Origin of the sequence: Actinomadura sp. NPDC000600 (assembly GCF_040492135.1) — a bacterium.
In the GTDB taxonomy this organism is placed as follows: Bacteria; Actinomycetota; Actinomycetes; order Streptosporangiales; family Streptosporangiaceae; genus Spirillospora.
This window is the reverse complement of record NZ_JBEUPD010000039.1, coordinates 37,510-54,002: the sequence shown is the minus strand read 5'-3', so window position 1 is coordinate 54,002 and position 16,493 is coordinate 37,510. Positions and strand designations below refer to the sequence as shown.

General features: G+C 68.2%; 15 protein-coding genes, 2 tRNA genes and 1 pseudogene. 8 read left to right on the top strand and 10 right to left on the bottom strand.

Annotated elements, in window-relative coordinates; all coding sequences use genetic code 11:
• Positions 1–32: 32 nt before the first annotated feature.
• Entirely contained in the window at positions 33–830 is a 798-nt protein-coding gene (locus tag ABWI07_RS36870) for an SDR family oxidoreductase (protein ID WP_353821394.1), read from the bottom strand.
• 82 nt (positions 831–912) lie between these two features.
• Here ABWI07_RS36870 and ABWI07_RS36865 point away from each other — a divergent pair, with 82 nt between their 5' ends.
• From ABWI07_RS36865 to ABWI07_RS36855, 3 genes are read left to right on the top strand one after another with little or no spacing between them, the layout of a single operon-like run.
• Positions 913–1,506, top strand: a complete 594-nt coding sequence (locus ABWI07_RS36865; protein WP_353821393.1) for a TetR/AcrR family transcriptional regulator — start codon at positions 913–915, stop codon at positions 1,504–1,506.
• A gap of 28 nt (positions 1,507–1,534) precedes the next feature.
• On the top strand, positions 1,535–2,359 hold the full coding sequence (locus ABWI07_RS36860) for an alpha/beta fold hydrolase (RefSeq protein WP_149261587.1): 825 nt from the start codon (positions 1,535–1,537) through the stop codon (positions 2,357–2,359).
• Entirely contained in the window at positions 2,356–3,039 is a 684-nt protein-coding gene (locus ABWI07_RS36855; RefSeq protein ID WP_353821392.1) for an HAD family hydrolase, read from the top strand. Before ABWI07_RS36860 ends, ABWI07_RS36855 begins: the two co-directional genes overlap by 4 nt.
• Before the next feature lie 72 nt (positions 3,040–3,111).
• Here the strand turns inward: ABWI07_RS36855 and ABWI07_RS36850 are convergent, their stop codons facing one another.
• Positions 3,112–3,690, bottom strand: coding sequence for a YceI family protein (locus tag ABWI07_RS36850; protein ID WP_149261585.1), 579 nt, complete (start codon positions 3,688–3,690; stop codon positions 3,112–3,114).
• Between the two features lie 123 nt (positions 3,691–3,813).
• Between ABWI07_RS36850 and ABWI07_RS36845 the strand changes: the two genes are divergently transcribed.
• Complete coding sequence (locus ABWI07_RS36845; RefSeq protein WP_149261584.1) at positions 3,814–4,194, top strand: winged helix-turn-helix transcriptional regulator; 381 nt, start codon at positions 3,814–3,816, stop codon at positions 4,192–4,194.
• Between the two features lie 129 nt (positions 4,195–4,323).
• Positions 4,324–6,954: an alanine--tRNA ligase gene (gene alaS / locus ABWI07_RS36840; RefSeq protein WP_353821391.1), complete on the top strand. Its 2,631-nt coding sequence runs from the start codon at positions 4,324–4,326 to the stop codon at positions 6,952–6,954.
• A 97-nt stretch (positions 6,955–7,051) separates the two neighbouring features.
• Here the strand turns inward: alaS and ABWI07_RS36835 are convergent, their stop codons facing one another.
• A complete protein-coding gene (locus tag ABWI07_RS36835; RefSeq protein ID WP_353821390.1) occupies positions 7,052–7,477 on the bottom strand; it encodes a VOC family protein in 426 nt (141 codons plus the stop codon).
• Positions 7,478–7,870: 393 nt separating this feature from the next.
• Positions 7,871–7,944 (bottom strand) — tRNA-Pro (locus ABWI07_RS36830).
• A gap of 138 nt (positions 7,945–8,082) precedes the next feature.
• On the opposite strand from ABWI07_RS36830, the gene ABWI07_RS36825 reads away from it, so the two are divergent.
• A tRNA-Gly gene (locus tag ABWI07_RS36825) sits at positions 8,083–8,153 on the top strand.
• 65 nt (positions 8,154–8,218) lie between these two features.
• On the opposite strand, the gene ABWI07_RS36820 is transcribed toward ABWI07_RS36825, so the two are convergent.
• Positions 8,219–9,376 carry a tyrosine-type recombinase/integrase gene (locus ABWI07_RS36820; RefSeq protein WP_353821389.1) on the bottom strand — a complete coding sequence of 386 codons (1,158 nt, stop codon included), beginning with the start codon at positions 9,374–9,376 and terminating at the stop codon, positions 8,219–8,221.
• A complete protein-coding gene (locus tag ABWI07_RS36815; RefSeq protein ID WP_353821388.1) occupies positions 9,376–9,513 on the bottom strand; it encodes a MerR family transcriptional regulator in 138 nt (45 codons plus the stop codon). Before ABWI07_RS36815 ends, ABWI07_RS36820 begins: the two co-directional genes overlap by 1 nt.
• Before the next feature lie 14 nt (positions 9,514–9,527).
• Between ABWI07_RS36815 and ABWI07_RS36810 the strand changes: the two genes are divergently transcribed.
• A complete protein-coding gene (locus tag ABWI07_RS36810) occupies positions 9,528–9,938 on the top strand; it encodes a 2'-5' RNA ligase family protein (protein WP_502912891.1) in 411 nt (136 codons plus the stop codon).
• A gap of 111 nt (positions 9,939–10,049) precedes the next feature.
• Here the strand turns inward: ABWI07_RS36810 and ABWI07_RS36805 are convergent, their stop codons facing one another.
• From ABWI07_RS36805 to ABWI07_RS36795, 3 genes are all read right to left on the bottom strand, one after another.
• A complete protein-coding gene (locus ABWI07_RS36805; RefSeq protein ID WP_353821386.1) occupies positions 10,050–11,279 on the bottom strand; it encodes a TIR domain-containing protein in 1,230 nt (409 codons plus the stop codon).
• Between the two features lie 1,695 nt (positions 11,280–12,974).
• Complete coding sequence (locus tag ABWI07_RS36800) at positions 12,975–13,460, bottom strand: MerR family transcriptional regulator (RefSeq protein ID WP_353821385.1); 486 nt, start codon at positions 13,458–13,460, stop codon at positions 12,975–12,977.
• A 9-nt stretch (positions 13,461–13,469) separates the two neighbouring features.
• Positions 13,470–14,345, bottom strand: coding sequence for an SDR family NAD(P)-dependent oxidoreductase (locus ABWI07_RS36795; protein WP_353821384.1), 876 nt, complete (start codon positions 14,343–14,345; stop codon positions 13,470–13,472).
• 781 nt (positions 14,346–15,126) lie between these two features.
• On the opposite strand from ABWI07_RS36795, the pseudogene ABWI07_RS36790 reads away from it, so the two are divergent.
• A pseudogene (locus ABWI07_RS36790) lies at positions 15,127–15,435 on the top strand (hypothetical protein); the annotation flags it as partial.
• Between the two features lie 257 nt (positions 15,436–15,692).
• Here the strand turns inward: ABWI07_RS36790 and ABWI07_RS36785 are convergent.
• Positions 15,693–16,463 (bottom strand): transposase family protein, encoded by a 771-nt coding sequence (locus ABWI07_RS36785; RefSeq protein WP_353821383.1) that lies wholly within the window; start codon positions 16,461–16,463, stop codon positions 15,693–15,695.
• Positions 16,464–16,493 lie beyond the last annotated feature (30 nt).

Sequence of the window (16,493 nt, the reverse complement as noted above, 5' to 3'; positions counted from 1 at the left end):
CACCGGACGCCGGTCAGGGGCCCGCCCCTTGCTCAGACGAGGGACTGGCCTCCGTCCACCGTGAGGATCTCGCCGTTCATGTAGGGGTTGGCCATGAGGAACAGGGCGGCGGAGGCGGCCTCCTCGGCCGTCCCGAACCGTCCGAGCGGCATGGACCCGCCCGCCTCGGCCATGGCCGCGTCGCCCTCCGCGCCGGAGGCGGTTCCGTAGGCCGTCCGCAGCAGGGGGGTGTCGAAGGCCCCGAACCGGATCGCGTTGACCCGCAGGCGTGCGGGCGCGTACTCGACGGCGAGCGCGCGGGTGAGCGTCTCGACGGCACCGCCCCCCGCGACCGGCGCGGACATCCCCGGACGGGGACGCGTGACGAGGATGCCCGAGGTCAGCGTGATCGACCCGCCCGGGGGCATCCGGCGGGCGGCGGCGCGCGCGACGGCGACCACCGCCCACGCCGGTCCCTCGACGGCGTCCCGCACGACGTCCCGGGTGAGCCCGGTGAGCGGCCCCATCCCGGCGGGGCGCCCGGCCGTCACCAGCACGTGGTCGACGGTGCCGGCGCTCTCGAAGACCTCCTCCAGCGCGTTCTCGTCCGTGACGTCGGCGGCCGCTCCCAGCACCTGGGCCGCGGTCCCGGCCGCGGCCACTCGCGCCACGGCGGTGTCCAGCCGGGTCCTGTCGCGGCTCGCGAGCACGATCCGCGCACCGACCGAGGCGAGCAGTTCCCCCGCGGCCAGGCCGATGCCGGAGCTGCCCCCGAGGATCACCGCCGTACGGCCGGCGAGGCTCTGCGGGAGCGGTGAGCGGACCGGGACGGGTGCTTCGGTCGTGGTCATGCGTCCTCCACAAATAAACCATCTGGTTGTTTTAGAGTGCCCGCCGGACCGGCCCAAGTCAACCGGGTGGTTTAATCCGCGTATGGGCTACGACGCGGAGGCGACCCGCCGGCGGATCTTCCAGGCCGCCACCGCCGAGTTCGCCGCGCGCGGGCTCGCGGGCGCCCGGATCGATCGCATCGCCACCGAGGCGCGGGCCAACAAACAGGCCATCTACCTGTACTTCGGCGGCAAGGAGAAGCTGTTCGGCGCCGTGGTGCGCGCGAAGATGGCGGAGATCGGCAACGCGACCGACATCGATCCGGACGGCCTGGCGGACTCCGTGGGCCGGCTGTTCGACTGGTACAGGGAGCACCCGGAGCTGGTCAGGCTGCTGCTCTGGGAAGCTTTGGAGACCCCGGGCCAGGTGCAGGGCGAGGCGGAGCGCCGCGAGGAGTTCCGGCGCAAGGCCGCGCGCTTCACGGAGCACGGCGACGACCCCGCGGACCCGGGCCGTACGCGGGCCGTCCAGGACCTGATGTTCACCGTGTTCGGCCTCATCGCGTGGAACTTCGCCGTCCCGCAGCTGCGCCGGGTGATCCTGGACGAGGAGGACGACGCCGCCGCCTTCGCGCGCCGCCGCGCGTCGGTCATGGAGGCGGCACGGGTACTCGCCGAAACCCACGGGTTCGGCTGAGCCGATTCGACGACATTGGGGAGCTTCCTTGCAGGACTGGACGCTGCGTCAGATCCACCGAAGCCGGAGTGGTGAGGTCAGGTGGGATGTGTTCGGGAACGAGCATGCGGATCCGGTCGTCCTCCTGCACGGCACACCGTTCTCGTCCTACGTGTGGCGTGGCGTCGTGCGCGCTCTGGCAGCTACCCACCGTGTGTACGTCTGGGACATGCCCGGCTATGGGACGTCCGAGATGAGCGATGGGCAGGACGTCTCGCTGGCGGCGCAAGGCAGGGTGTTCACCGAGCTGCTGGCGCATTGGGGCCTGGCCGAGCCGTCCGTCGTGGCGCACGACTTCGGCGGTGCCGTGTCCCTGCGGGCGCATCTCCTGCACGGTGCGCGCTACCGCGACCTCGTCCTGGTCGATCCGGTCGCGCTCGCCCCGTGGGGTTCGCCGTTCTTCCGCCTTGTGGGGGCCAACGCGGAGGTGTTCGAGCAGCTGCCGCCCGCGTTGCACGGCGCCCTCGTCCGGGAGTACGTGACGTCGGCGAGCCACCGCGGCCTGCACCCGGCCGCCCTCGACGCGCTCGTGGATCCGTGGCTGGGAGAAGCCGGGCAGCCCGCGTTCTACCAGCAGATCGCGCAGGCCGACCAGCGCTTCACCGACGAGATCCAGAGCCGCTACGGCGAGCTGGACCTCCCGGTCCTGATCTGCTGGGGCGCCGAGGACACCTGGATCCCGATCGAGAAGGGGCGCGAGCTGGCCGATCTCGTCCCGGGCTCGCGCCTCCAGCCGATCGAAGGCGCGGGGCATCTGGTGCAGGAGGACGCGCCCGCCGAGCTGACCGCCGCGCTCCTCGGCTTCCTCACATGATCACGGCGGTGCTGTTCGACCTGGACGGGACGCTCCTCGACCACGAGGGGGCCTCGCGCGAGGCGATCGTCGCGACGTTCCCGGACATCGACCCGGCGTGGCTCGTCCCGCGCTGGGCGGAGCTGACCGACGAGGCGGTCGACCGGTACGTGGCGGGCGAGCTGACCTTCATCGGGCAGCGCCGCTTCCGGATGGTCACGCTCGCCCGGGAACTCGGCCTCGGCGACTGGGACGACGCCCGCGCCGACGCCCGGCTCAGCGGGTACGTGGCCCGCTACAAGGCCGCCTGGCGCCCGTTCCCGGACGCGGAACCGGTGCTCGACCTGCTCGCCGCGCGCGGCCTCCGCCTCGGAGTCGTCACCAACGGCGACGCCGCGCAGCAGCGCTCGAAGGTCGAGCGGATCGGGTTCGCCGACCGGCTTCCCGTCGTCGTGGCCTCCAGCGAGGCCGGCTCCGCCAAGCCCGCCGCCGGGATCTTCCTGACCGCCTGCGCGGCCCTCGGCGCCGAGCCGCACGCGGCCGCCTACGTCGGGGACCGCCTCGTCACCGACGCGCAGGGCGCCGCCGCCGCGGGCCTCACCGGCGTGTGGCTCGACCGCTCCGGCGCCCCGGAGCCGTCCGCCCTGGACGTCCCGCGCATCACGACGCTGGACGCGCTCCCCCCGCTGCTCACAGGCTGACCGTCCGCTCTCCCGGGCGGTGGGCACCGCCTCCGCGGCGGCGGCGCGCACCGCCCGGGGCGCTCGGCCGTCTCAGTCGGTCTGGAGGACCGCCTCGATCTCCAGGACGATCTGGATCTTGTCGCTCAGCGCGAGCCCGCCGCCCGCGAGGGTCGTCGCCGCGCCGACCCCGAACTCCAGCCGGCTGATCTCACCCGTCGCGGTGAAGCCGGCGCGGGCGCCCTTGGACGGGTCGTCCTGCCGGAACGGGTCGGGGCCGAACCCTCCGACCTCCAATCGGAGCGGGACCTCCCTGGTCAGCCCGCGCAGCGTCAACTCGCCGTCCAGCACGAAGTCCTCGCCGTCGGGGCGCACTCCGGTGGAGGCATAGGTCATGGCGGGGTACTTCGCGACGTCCAGGTAGTCGGCGGACCTGAGGTGCTCGTCACGCTGGGCGTTCCCGGTGTCGACCGACGCCAGGTCGATCGTCGCGGTCACCGACGAGTCGAGCGGGTCGGCGCCGGTCACGATCGTCCCGTCGAACGTCCCGAAGCGGCCGCGGACCCGGCTGACCATCAGATGCCGGACGGTGAAGCCGATCCCGGTGTGCAGGGGGTCGATGGTCCAGGTTCCGGCGATGTAGCCGGGGATCTCGACAAGCTGGGCCGTCATCGTGTCTCCTACGGTTATGGAAGGTAAGGCGGTTCCGATTGGGAACCGTCACCATGGTGCGGACACCCCACCAACCGGCACAAGAAGGCACTTTTTTCTGCCCTGGTCACCTGGAGAGAACCAATGGAGCACACCGTCGCGGGCTGCCGCGCCCGCGAGATCCTCGACCGGATCGGGGACAAGTGGTCCCTGCTGGTCATCGCGCTGCTCGGCGAGGGCACCAAGCGGTTCACCGAGTTGAAGCGCGAGATCGACGGCATCAGCCAGCGGATGCTCACCGTCACGCTGCGCGGCCTGGAACGCGACGGCATCGTCATCCGGACCGTCTACCCCGTGGTGCCTCCGCGCGTGGAGTACACCCTCACTCCCATGGGCGCGACGCTGATGGACGCGGCCGGCACCCTCGTCGCCTGGGCCGAGGACCACCTCGTCCAGATCGACACGGCCCGCGCCGACTACGACGCCCGCCAAAACGACGTGCAGGCGGAGGACGTGCGCAGCTAACGTGGGCGGCGATGGTCATTCACGGGGTGGGACGGCGAGCTAGCCGCGCCGAGCCGGGGAACGCGCAGACGTGCCCGGCCCGGCTCGGCGGTGTGCTCCGTCATCCCATCGACCTCGTGAGGCCGTCCCATGCGCTCGACTGACATCCGTTCCACCTTCCTGGGCTTCTTCCAGGAGCGCGACCACCGCGTCGTGCCGTCCAGCCCGCTGATCCCCTCGGATCCCACGCTCCTGCTGGTGAACGCGGGCATGAACCAGTTCAAGCCCCACTTCCTAGGCGAGACCACGCCCGAACACCCCCGTGCGGTGTCCGTGCAGAAGTGCGTGCGTACGTCCGACATCGAGAACGTGGGCCGCACCGCGCGCCACACCACGTTCTTCGAGATGCTCGGCAACTTCTCCTTCGGCGACTACTTCAAGTCTGAGGCGATCTCCTGGGCGTGGGAGCTGCTCACCCGCCACTACGACCTCGACCCGGGGCGCCTCTGGGTCACCGTCTACTTGGACGACGACGAGGCCGTCCGGCTCTGGCGCCGCGTCGGGGTCCCCTCCGAGCGGATCCAGCGGCTCGGCATGGAGGACAACTACTGGTCGATGGGCATCCCCGGCCCCTGCGGACCGTCCTCCGAACTGCACTACGACAGGGGGCCGTCCTTCGGACGTGAGGGCGGGCCCGCCGTGGACGGCGAGCGGTACCTGGAACTGTGGAACCTCGTCTTCATGCAGAACCTCCGTGGGGAGGGCTCTGGCAAGGGCGGATATCCGATCCTCGGCAAGCTCCCCTCACAGAACATCGACACGGGGCTCGGTCTCGACCGTCTCGCGGCGGTGCTGCAGGGCGTGGACACCGCGTGCGAGACCGACATGCTCGCGCCGACGTTCAGGCTCGTCCAGGAGATGGCGGGACGCGGCTACCCGGGGCGCGACGGCAGCGACGACTCGACGTCCTTCCGCATCGTCACCGAGCACTCCCGCTCGATCGCGTTCCTCGTCGCGGACGGCGTCATGCCCGCCCGCGACGGCCGCGGCTACGTCCTGCGCCGCCTGATGCGCCGCGCGATCCGGCACGCGCGCAGGCTCGGCATCGAGGGCCCGGCCCTGCCCGCACTGACCTCCAGCGTCGTCGGCACCCTTGGCGACACCTGGCCGGAGCTGGCGCGGCGGTCCGAGCTGATCGAGCAGGTCGTCACGGCCGAAGAGGAGGCGTTCGAGCGGACGCTGCGCCAGGGCTCCCAGCTCCTCGACGCGGCGATCGGCCGCGCCACGACCACCATCTCCGGCCGGACCGCGTTCGAGCTGCACGACACCTACGGCTTCCCCATCGACCTGACGGTCGACGCGGCGCGGTCGGCCGGCCTCACCGTCGACGAGGAGGCGTTCGCCGAGCTCCTCGAAGCGCAGCGCCGCCAGGCGCACCGCGCAGGCCAGGGCCGCAAGGGCGGCGCGGTCGCGCGCCAGGACCTCTACCGCCGCGTCGCCGCGGAACACGGCCTCACCGACTTCGTCGGCCACTCCACCGAAATAGCCGAAACACGGATCGGCGCCCTGCTCGGCCCGGACGGCGAGGTGGCCACCGCGGCCGAGGGCGACGAACTGGAGGTGATCCTGACCCGCAGCCCGTTCTACGCGGAGTCAGGCGGCCAGGTCGGCGACACGGGCACGATCCGCACCTCCGGCGCGACCTTGGAGGTCGTCGACACCCGGCCAGGACTGGACGGCCTGCACGTCCACACCGTCCGCATCGTGGACGGCGAGGTCCGCCCAGGCGACGACGCCGAGGCGGTCGTGGACGGAGACCGCCGCGCGGCCACCGCGCGCTCGCACAGCGCCACCCACGTCCTGCACGCGATGCTGCGCCGCACCCTCGGCGACCACGCCGCGCAGCAGGGCTCCCGCGTGGAACCCGGACGCCTGCGCTTCGACTTCGCGCACTTCTCCCCCGTCGACACCGACCTCGTCCAGACCCTCGTCAACGACTACCTCCTCGCCGACCCCGAGGTGCGCGTCTGGGAGGCGAGCCGGGCGGAGGCGGAACGCGCGGGCGCGATCGCGCTGTTCGGCGAGAGGTACGGCGACGACGTCCGCATCGTGGACATCGGGGACGCCTCCCGCGAACTCTGCGGCGGCACCCACGTCGGCCACGGCTCCCAGGCGGGCCCCGTCCACATCGTCGGCGAGTCGTCCATCGGCACCGGCCTGCGCCGGATCGAGGCCCTCACCGGCGCCGACGCCCTCCGCCACCACGACCGCACCGCGTCGCTCCTGAAGGAGCTCGCGGCGCTGCTGAACGCCCGCCCCGACCAGGCCCCGGACCGCCTCCGCCAACGCCTGGAAACCTTGGCGGAGACCCAGCGCCGCCTGGAGACCATGCACAACGCCGAACTCGACCGCCACGCCGACCACCTGGCCTCGCTCGCCGAACCGGTGCCCGGCGGCTGGCTGGTGGCGCGCTCCGTCCCCGGCCTGACCGGCGCGGACCTCCGCACGATCGCGACCGGCGTCCTCACCCGCCGCGACCAGCGGGGCGTCATCGTCCTCGGCACCGAAACGGACGGCAAGGCGGTGCTGGTAGCGGCGGCGGGCACGTCCACCGGCCTCCAGGCCCGCGACCTGCTGACCTCCGCGGCCCGCGAGGTGGGCGGCGGCGCGGGCGGCAAGGGCCCGATCGCGAACGCGGGCGGCCGCCACCCGGAGAACCTGCCGAAGGCGCTCACGACCGCGGCAACCGAAGCCCGCGCCCTCCTGGCGGCTCAGGCATGACCGGACGCGGCGTCCGCACACCCCGTGCGGACGCCGCGTTCGACGGTGGCGGCCAGCACGGCGCTGTCGATGCGCGAATCCCGGGCACGTCCAGCCATCAGAAGACGGGCTTGGGCACCAGAACGACGCGCCAGCCGTCCGGGTCTGCGAAGGTCAGAGCGCCGTTCTCGGTCCAATAGGGGTTCTCCGCCGGCACCGGTTCGTGCCCGGCCGCCGCGAGCCGTCCGACCACGTCGTCCATCTGCGCCTCGCCCGCGAAGTACAGCACGAGCAGATTGTCGCCGGTGGGCGCCGGGCACGGGCTGCCGTCGGCGTGCGAGGTGAACTCCAAGTGGTAGTCGGTGCCGGGCAGACCGAGCATCACGCCGTCATAACCGGCATGGCCGGTGAACCGGGAGAGCTCGGGCAGGCCCAGGTGGTCCCTATAAAAGGTGACCACCTCGTCCAGCCTGTCGGTGGGCCGCGCAACCCGAACCTGGACCACCCCAAGCCCGTCCGGCCAGCCTCGCACCTCTGTCGTCATGATCATCAAGGTACAACGCGTACCGAATCAAGACCGCCCGCCTTGCGACCTCCGCTCTCACCGGCCGGAGCGGCCGCCCTCGCAGATCATCACGCACCGGCCCCAGACCGATCGCCCCACGTCCGCAAACCTGCGATGCGGTGAACTGGCAGCGCTGATCCACCAGCCGCCGGCTCATGACCGCGCTGTCCGAATGGCACCCCGACCGCGGTCACCTTCAGCAGAACCTCAAGAGCCCCGGCACAGGCGCGGACACCATCATGACCTCCGGCGCCTTCCCGACCTCCCGGTACTGCAGTGGCTCCATGCTTCCCCCTGACGACGTCTCAGAGGAGCGATACCCGATGGCACGACAAAGCCCCACTTCCAAGGAGGAAGCGGGGCTAGACCAAGTCGGGCTGGCGGGATTTGAACCCACGACCCCTGGCACCCAAAGCCAGTGCGCTACCAAACTGCGCTACAGCCCGCACACCACCGCCGAACGCGATGACGCGAGCAGTGTAGTCCCGTTCGCCCCCCGCCCGCTCCGCCAAGGCACGACCACCCCAAGAACCCTGTACGCTACGGGATGGCGATCGAGGCCCACCCAGGCCCCGAGACGCCTAGCGGGCGTAGCTCAATGGTAGAGCCCCAGTCTTCCAAACTGGCTACGCGGGTTCGATTCCCGTCGCCCGCTCCCACTACGAAGGCCCAGGTAGGAACCCTGTTTCCCCACCTGGGCCTTGCTTTTTGCCATGATCGCTAAGGCTTCCGTGCCCGTTGCGTGCCCGATCGTTTCGGGGTGCGCTTGTCACTCTTGTCACTGGCCCGAGCGACCTTGAACGCCTCCCCGAGCGCCGCCGCGATCACCCTGTCTCGATCTTGGCTGGCGTGCTGGTAGATCAGCGCTGCCCGCGACGAGGCGTGACCCATGCGCACCATCAGTTCTTTGAGGCTCGCGCCCGTGGTGGCCGCCAGGGTGTTGCCGACGTGGCGAAGGTCGTGGAAGTGCAGATCAGGTAGGCCGACGTCCGTCCGCACCTTGTTCCAGATGCGCCGGAAGCCGGAACGGCGGAGCGGGCCGCCTCGCGGGCCGATGAACACCCGCCCGTCCGGACCGTCCTCGGCGAACTCGTCCAGGTGCGCTTGCAGGTCCGGAATGATCTCCGGCGGGATGGAGACGACGCGGCGACCGGCGCGGGATTTGGGCGTGTCTTCCAGGAGCTTGCCGCCGTCCAACTCGGCCAGCGAGCCCGCCACCCGGACGACGCCCGCGTTCAGGTCGAGGTGCTTTCGGCGGAGTGCCGCCAGCTCGCCCCATCGCAGACTCGCGAACGTGCCGAGCAGGACGAGCGCCCGGTACCGGTCCGGGATCACGGTGAGGATCTCGACCACCTTGGTCAGCGGGATCATCTCCCGCTCAGGTGTGTCCGGGGTGCCGGCACCCTTGATGCGGCACGGGTTCCGGCGGATCAACTCGTCATCGACCGCCGTGTTCAGGATGGACTTGAGGAGTTGGTACGCCTTGGCGACCGTCGACTGTCCGACCACGCCCAGCCGTTCTTTCCGCCAGCGGCGTACGTCGGCCTCGCGGATGTCGGCGAGATCGTAGTTGCCGAAAGTCGGGCTCAGGTGGTTGCGGAGAAGACTGCGGTAGAGGCCCTCAGAGCGAGGCTTGAGCACGCGGTCATCGATCCACTGTTTCGCGTAGACGTCGAACGGCACCTTGCCCGCGTTCGGATCGATCCACTCCCCCCGCGCGATCTCCGCCTCTTTGAGGACGAGCCACTGTTCAGCGTCCCGCTTGGTTGCGAAGGTGTGAGGCGCTGGACGGTCCAAGCCGTCCGGCCCCGGATAGCGAGCCTGGAAACGGCCTGAGGGAAGCTTGCGGACGCGCCCGAAGCGTCGCTTGCCAGCCATCAAGCAGCCCTCCTTGTGTTCCTGCCTCGCAGGGTGACCGGCTCGACGAGCCCGGCCGCGATGAACTCGTGAAGCGCGGATTCGGGGATGCGGACGAACCGCCCGACCTTGACGAAGCGAATGCGCCGTTCCTCCACCAGGCGGCGGGGAGATCACCACCGACCAGCAACACGAGATGCTCGCCGCCGCATCCGAACTACTCGCCGCACTCCCACCCGTCACGGCGACGCTCAGCCGAATCCTCTACCACCCCGAGGCAATCGCCGTCGCGATCCAGCCCACGGCCCCCTTGAGGCAGATCCGCAATGCCATCCAAGCGGCTACGCTCAAGGCGACCGGCCGCGAAGGCCACACCGAGGGCCCCACCCAGTGGACCCCGCACATGACCCTTGCCTACAGCGAGACTGAGCAATCAGCTGGACCAATCATCACCGCACTCGGCCGAGAACTCCCAGGCCACGAGATTGCGATCAATGCCGTAACCCTCGTCGCACAACAAGGCCCCGAACGTCTCTGGAATTGGCACCCTGTAGGTCGGGCCGCTCTCCTTGGTCGCTGCTAGAGACCACTCCCGAGACCAAGGAAGCCGTTCACGGGACATATTTGCGAAGATCAGAGAAATCGATCACGAATACGTCCGATGAGGTTTCCCGCTACTTGAGACGCCAGTTGCTCAATTACTCAACTTCTCAATCTCTTCAATTCGGCGAGTCCATTCATCCACGATGGCCTGCCCGTCAATGACTGATTGAACAGCCATGCCGATCTTCCTTGCGACTCTGCGGAAGTCGCGACTAGTCCGGCCCGCGTCCGCAATCATCTTGGAGAAAGTGCGCATCTCGGAGGCGGCTTCACCGGAGTCGCGCGCAAGGATCTTGATGCCTTCAAACAACTCCAGAACGTCATCATCGGTACGATACGCAGGATTTTCGTAAACTTCCCTTAGCCATGTAAGTATGGCAGCATCAACACTGACTAGGTATGACGAGTACTGAGAGCCAGCTTCTCTCATTCGTACAGCAAGAGGGTCGACTTGGTTCGCGAAGGAGCGGATAAGCGTCAGCCTTCCAGCCATGCCCTTGCCTGCCCGATCGCTTTCCTCTATACGCTGACCAAACGGAATTGTCACGTCGCTCAACTCGGCGAGGCATTGACTAAACTCTTCGATGCTATTGGCCCATTTGGGGAGAACTTGCTCTGCCTGCGCCATCAGATCTATCAGACCTGGCTCATCTACTTCATCTTCCTCCGCTTGGTCCGGGGCAATCACCGCAGGTGGCTCATTCAGCAGCCGATCGGATACCTCGGCGAGGCGCGTGGCCAGCTTATTAATTGCCATGCGGTACTCTGTTGATTGTTCGTCAAGCAGTCGCAAATTCGACCAGTCTTCCCACTGTGTGCGCGCTATTAGACTAAGGACCTCATCCCCGCTTTCCTCTGCTTTGTCCAACCCTGCGACTGGTGCATACAAAACAGGAAGCAACAATTCCTGCAAGCCAAGACTCTTTGCTTCGGCGGCAAACTGTAGAATCTCGCGTCGACACTCCTCGCTTCGCAAGTATCGAGGAGTAACTATTGCTACAAAGAAGGTTGTTTCACGAAGAGCATCATTGATCTGGGCACGCCATTGATCACCCCACGCTATTCCTTCACGATCCACGAATACTTTGAGTTCCTGACCCGTTAGGAGCTCATATTCATCACGAATGCGCTCTGCAATCCTACGGATCCTGCCGTTGTCCGCCTCGTCATCTCTATGGGTGTAGCTCCAAAATCCGATAGCTCCACCGCTTGTTGCGTCCGCAAGGCTCGTTGACATTCTCGTCCCCCACTTCGTATGGAAAGTTATAAAGATATGCAACACCCTGCGCCTCTTGCTACAGGCCAGGTAGATGCCATTCATCGTCCACAAAAGAACGGTTCACCCCGGATCAAGATCACCTAATGGCGTGATCCGCTTTTCAGTAATAGCACTGTGCCGGGCATGACAAGGCGTCCGCGGAGAAGATGGCCGTACTCGGCCACCAGCATCTCTGCGAGTAACATTGCCGAATTGGGCTGTCTTGGATCAAGGGGCGGCGGCGCTCAGGCCGCTGCGCGGCCCGCGCCTGGCCGCCCGGAGCGTGCGGCGTGGGCGCCGGTCACCGGACGGCCGCGCCGGCCCGCGCATCGTGCCACCGCCGCCCCATCCGCAAGCCGCCTGCGGTCACTAGGTCGCGCCGCCGCCCTACCCGTCCACTGAGCGGTCAGAGCTCCCGCGGTTCGCGACGTACCGCACTACGTCACTCGCGGCTCCCACCACGGTTCCGACGACAGCCCCCATAAGGCCAGTGCCAATCGCGCTATCACCGGGTTCGTAGCCGTTCCCCAGGTATCCCCACGCAGCACCCAGGATCGCCCCGACAAGCATCCCGAGTAACCATCCCCACCCCGCTCGCATAGGGGCAACTCCCGTACACCGACGTCAAAGTCCCTCGTGAGCCTTCAGGCCACACGGCGCGTTGTCGAGGACAACGGCCCTATAGCTCACGTCCGGAACCGGCCGCTTGCAACCGGGCCTGGAAGAGTGCGGGGCTCCCCCGACCCGATGTGTTGAGGATGGCGACGGCCAGAACCCGTCAAGGGCGCTTCGCGTCACTGGCGTGATGGCCTACGGCCACCCTTGACAGAACCCGTCCGTCGCTGAGTACAGGTCTCGTCGGGCCGGGGGAGGAAGGTGGAGACGAACAGCGGCCACGCCGCCAGCCGCAAACTTGTGCAGCGCTGCACAAGACCCCGGATTTTTTTTGGATGGGCTGGTGACAGCGCCGCATAGCCGCTGGTCACTCCGGTGAGGACCACCAGAAGCACGCGGGCGTAACCGTCGACTGCATAACCAGACATGCATGAAAGCGCAGCGGCGCATGCCGCGAGGGCGGCGACTAGCCACCGCTGAACACCCGGCCTCCCGTGCACAGGTCCCCCTGGTCATCGACGAATCTGCGTTTCTCCGACGCCACAAACGTCACCAGGGTTCCAGCCCGACGAAAACGGGAGCCACACTCCTAACATCGCGTGCCCTGATCGTGCCCGTTAGGGCGGTCGGTAGCGGGGCGTTACCGTCGCTTGCGGCTCATGGGTTATGCTCGCTGAACTGCATCATCGCTGGTTTCAAGATCGCGGCCCGATATCTTCCAAACTGGCTACGCGGGTTCGATTCCCGTCGCCCGCTCTTTTATTTCCCCAGGTCAGAGCCCTGCAGGGCGATCTTGGACGCCCTTTTGAAGATCATTTGTCACCCATTTGTCACCGGGATCCTGCACGTCTGAGCGGCATCCTGGTTCAACTAGTGTGCTTCGTGATCACGGTCTGACCGTCCCTGGCGGAGATCAGCACGGTGGCGGATCTTGCGTCCTCAACACGGCCCCTCCGCCCCCGAACATGTCCCCAGCCGCCAGGTAGCCGGGCCTTCGGTGCGTCCGGGTCGATCATCTGCCGGGTCCGCGCGTGCATGCCGTCGGCGCCGATCATGACGTCCGCGTCGAGCCGATGTCTTCGCCCGGACGAGGCTGACCGCGCCGACTGGAGGCGGTGGACCCATTCGGCACGGTTCGGTTGGTCAGGCCTCCCCCGCTGACGACGGGCCAGCGTGGCCGCCGTAGGTGGCGATCTTGTATTCGGTCGCCGCCAGCGACAGAGTCAGCTCCTTGAGCTGCCGGCGGATCGTGTCGCGGTGTTCGAGCAGCAGGTCAAGCCGCTCGGGGACGGTGTCGTCGCCCTCGTCGGCCAGCCGCATGTAGTGCTGAAGGTCGCGCATGGCCATCCCGGACAGGCGCATGCGGGTCAGGAACACCAGTCGCCGCACCGCCGCCGCGTCGTAGCTGCGGTGGCCGCTGGCGTCGCGGGCCACCTTAACCAGACCGATCCGCTCGTAGTAGCGCAGCGTGTGCGGCGACATGTCTAGCAGGTCGGCGACCTCCGTGATGGTCATGGGGTCGGTGGCGGCGCCGACGTCGACGAGGCGATGGATCACCTCGACCGACATCGGGCCGTCGACCTCGTCGAGGGCGGCGAGCGCCCTCGACATCAGATCGTCCGTGGCCATGGCGACACTCTAGATCGGTCGGACGGATGCGGGGGCGCCGGGGAAGTCGGCGGCACGCGCGGTAGAGGCCCAGCGTTCGAGCTCCTCAAGGTTCTGCCGGTAGGACCTTCCGATGCGCTCGACCGCCTCACGCCCGAGCGGAAGGCGCAGCGGCAGCTCGTCACCGGCGACCAGGTCCACGATGATCTCCGCGGCTCGTACCGGATCGCCCTCCTGAATCCCGTCGGCGCTCACCATGTCGTTGCGGACGGCCCCGAGCAGTCCGGTGTACGCGGCGCTGGCGTCGGCGACCCCGAGCACGTCGGGCGCGTGGAACGAGGTGCGGAACCGGCTCGGCTCGACGATCATCACCCGGACCCCGAACGGCGCGACCTCGCCGGCCAGCGCCTCCGACCAGCCTTCGAGCGCGAACTTGCCGGCCGAGTACGCGCCGACACCGGGGAAGGAGGTGCGCCCGCCCTGGCTGCTCATCTGCACGATCGTGCCCGACCCCTGCTCGCGGAAGTACGGCAGGACGGCCCGCACGAGCGCCGCCGGACCCAGCAGGTGCAGTTCCAAAGACGCGCGAAGCTCCTCCTCGCCGACCTCCTCGGCCGCGCCGACGACCCCGCGGCCGGCGTTGTTCACCAGCACGTCCATCCGACCGAACCGGTTGACCGCCGCCCGTACGACGTCCTCGGCGCGCCCGCTGTCACGCACGTCGAGCTCGGCGACCAGCACCTGGTCGCGGTGGGCGTCCGCAAGGTCGGCCACCGACCCGGGCCGCCGCACGGCCAGCACCACGTTGTCCCCCCGCCCGACCGCACACTCGGCGATGGCACGACCGAAGCCCGCCGACGCGCCGGTGATGATCCATGTCCGCTGAGTCCCTGCTCGAGATGTCATGCCGGCGACACTAAGAGTTCGAGCGCACTCAAACGCAAGCACGGCACCCGCCGCTGCTCGTCGATGGTCTGCCTGCCGGACAAGACTGTGGCGGGTCTTCTGAACCAAGCTCCTATGAAGTCACAAACACCCGTCCGGCCGCGTGTGTGGTGACGACCGGCGGGCCGACAAATCCGCTAATGGACTAAGCCCGCCAGATGTCGCCTGCCTTTGCCCTCGGCTATGCGGGTCTCGGCTCGTTGCCAGGCTCGGTCTGCTTCCTTGCGAGTGGCGAAGGTGCCGGCCGTCTGGCGGACGCCTCGGGCGTCGTCGCGGAGCGCTTGGCATCGGGTGCCGTTCGGCCCCTTGCGCTTGCGCGTGAACCCCATGGCCCCACGAAGATCATCTGGGCACTCATTTGTCCCTGGATCATGGATATCCGAGCGATACCGACGAGTACAGAATGGCACACGAAACAGCCTCTGACCTGTGGTTTAGCGTGTTCCCCGCGATCCAGTGAAGGGACATTTCTGGCACTGCGCACCTGGCTGGAGTCGGACCAGGTCAGCATCGGATATGTGCTGGGGATCCTCAAGTCGACCCGCCATCGCGCTCAGCCCGGTCACCACGGCTCGGGCCGACAGCGTGCTGAAGACGCTGATCGCCTCGGACTGGGTCGTCGACTCGTGCGGGACCGGGTTCAAAGACGAACGGCGGTACGCCCGGGCCTGGGTCGACACCACTGATCCACGGCGTCACCTGCTGATCCACCGCACCTCGTGGTGAACGGCAAAGGTGTCCGCGAGCCGGCGTTCTACCTGTGCTTCGCCCCGGAGGGACGGCCGGTGGCATTCGGACGCTGATCAAGGTCGCCGGTCGCCGCTGGCACGTGGAGGGGAACTTCCAGGTCACCAAGGACGCCTTCGGGCTGGACCACTCGCAGGTCAGGACCCAACCGGCGCTGCTGCGCCACCTCGTACGGGCCATGGCCGCTCTGGCCCTGGCCGCTGTACCGCAGCACACGCCCGCACCGCCACCGGCAGCAACCTCGCGCCCCCGCCAACCCATCCCGACGCCGATCCACCACCCGATCCCGGGCTCATCCCGCTAACCGTCGCCGAGGTGAAACGCCTGGTAAACCTACTCACCCGCACCTGGCACGGCATCGAGCATCACCTGCACTGGCACACCTGGCGACGAAGCCATCAAGCCCGCGCCCGCTGGTTCCGCTACCGGACCCGCTTCAACCCGCCATGACAAGATCACGTTCTACGACTGCCGTCATTGCACATCTTCCCATCTACTTCAACAGAATGTGTTCTTGATCACGCAGGTGTTCTACCGCTTACCACTGAGGTCTTTCCAACCTCAGTTGGCGTGATGGTGCAGGGTGAGGATCGCCTGGACGATGGCGGTCAGGCGGCTGGGTGAGCAGCGGGCCTTGCGTAGGATGCGCCAGCTTTTGAGGGTGGCGGCGCCCTGCTCGCCGAGTGCCCGGATCTGGGCGTGGTGCCGGTTGAACAGCTTCTTGCGTTTGCCGAGTCGGCGGCGCTTTCGGCGCTTGTATGGCGTCCCGATCGCGCCGCCCGCGCCGACGTATCCCTTGTCGGCGTGGCAGGCGATCGCGCGGCTGGTGAGCGCGTCGATGATGCCGTGGACGCGGGCCGCGGTGAGATCCTGCGTCGAGCCGGGCAGCACCGGCGACGCCCAGATCAGCCGACCGTGCGGATCGGTCAAGAACTGGATGTTCACCCCGTGCCGATGATGCTTGCCGCTGTAGTAAAGCCGGTCGCCCGCCCCCGATAGCCGGTCGATGGAGGCCAGGGTGCCATCCAGGATGACGTAGGCCTTGCGCGCCGCGATCCGCATCGCCTCACGCAGGTCGGGCGCCCGCTCGGCCAGCAGCGCGATGACCTCGGTGACGTAGCGGTGCGCGGTCGCCAGGCCGACACCGAACGCGGCGGCCAGACGGGCGAAGGTCTCATTGCAGCGCAGGTGCACCAGCACCAACAGCGCTTGGCGGCCGGGCTTCAATGCACGCCAGCGCGAGCCGATCCGGTCGCGGTGGCCGGCGATCAGCTCGGCCACGAAGGCACGGGTAGCGGGCGACAGATCCAGCGCAGCGCGGTAGAACAACACCAGAGGCTCCTGGCAGGGCGGTTGTTTTGG

What these genes read in the sequence shown, in the direction of transcription:
- ABWI07_RS36870 (WP_353821394.1), bottom strand. Translation starts at nt 830, where the DNA reads ATGACCACGACCGAAGCACCCGTCCCGGTCCGCTCACCGCTCCCGCAG.
- ABWI07_RS36865 (WP_353821393.1), top strand. Translation starts at nt 913, where the DNA reads ATGGGCTACGACGCGGAGGCGACCCGCCGGCGGATCTTCCAGGCCGCC.
- ABWI07_RS36855 (WP_353821392.1), top strand. Translation starts at nt 2,356, where the DNA reads ATGATCACGGCGGTGCTGTTCGACCTGGACGGGACGCTCCTCGACCAC.
- ABWI07_RS36850 (WP_149261585.1), bottom strand. Translation starts at nt 3,690, where the DNA reads ATGACGGCCCAGCTTGTCGAGATCCCCGGCTACATCGCCGGAACCTGG.
- ABWI07_RS36845 (WP_149261584.1), top strand. Translation starts at nt 3,814, where the DNA reads ATGGAGCACACCGTCGCGGGCTGCCGCGCCCGCGAGATCCTCGACCGG.
- alaS (WP_353821391.1), top strand. Translation starts at nt 4,324, where the DNA reads ATGCGCTCGACTGACATCCGTTCCACCTTCCTGGGCTTCTTCCAGGAG.
- ABWI07_RS36835 (WP_353821390.1), bottom strand. Translation starts at nt 7,477, where the DNA reads ATGACGACAGAGGTGCGAGGCTGGCCGGACGGGCTTGGGGTGGTCCAG.
- ABWI07_RS36820 (WP_353821389.1), bottom strand. Translation starts at nt 9,376, where the DNA reads ATGGCTGGCAAGCGACGCTTCGGGCGCGTCCGCAAGCTTCCCTCAGGC.
- ABWI07_RS36805 (WP_353821386.1), bottom strand. Translation starts at nt 11,279, where the DNA reads ATGAATGGCATCTACCTGGCCTGTAGCAAGAGGCGCAGGGTGTTGCAT.
- ABWI07_RS36800 (WP_353821385.1), bottom strand. Translation starts at nt 13,460, where the DNA reads ATGGCCACGGACGATCTGATGTCGAGGGCGCTCGCCGCCCTCGACGAG.
- ABWI07_RS36795 (WP_353821384.1), bottom strand. Translation starts at nt 14,345, where the DNA reads ATGACATCTCGAGCAGGGACTCAGCGGACATGGATCATCACCGGCGCG.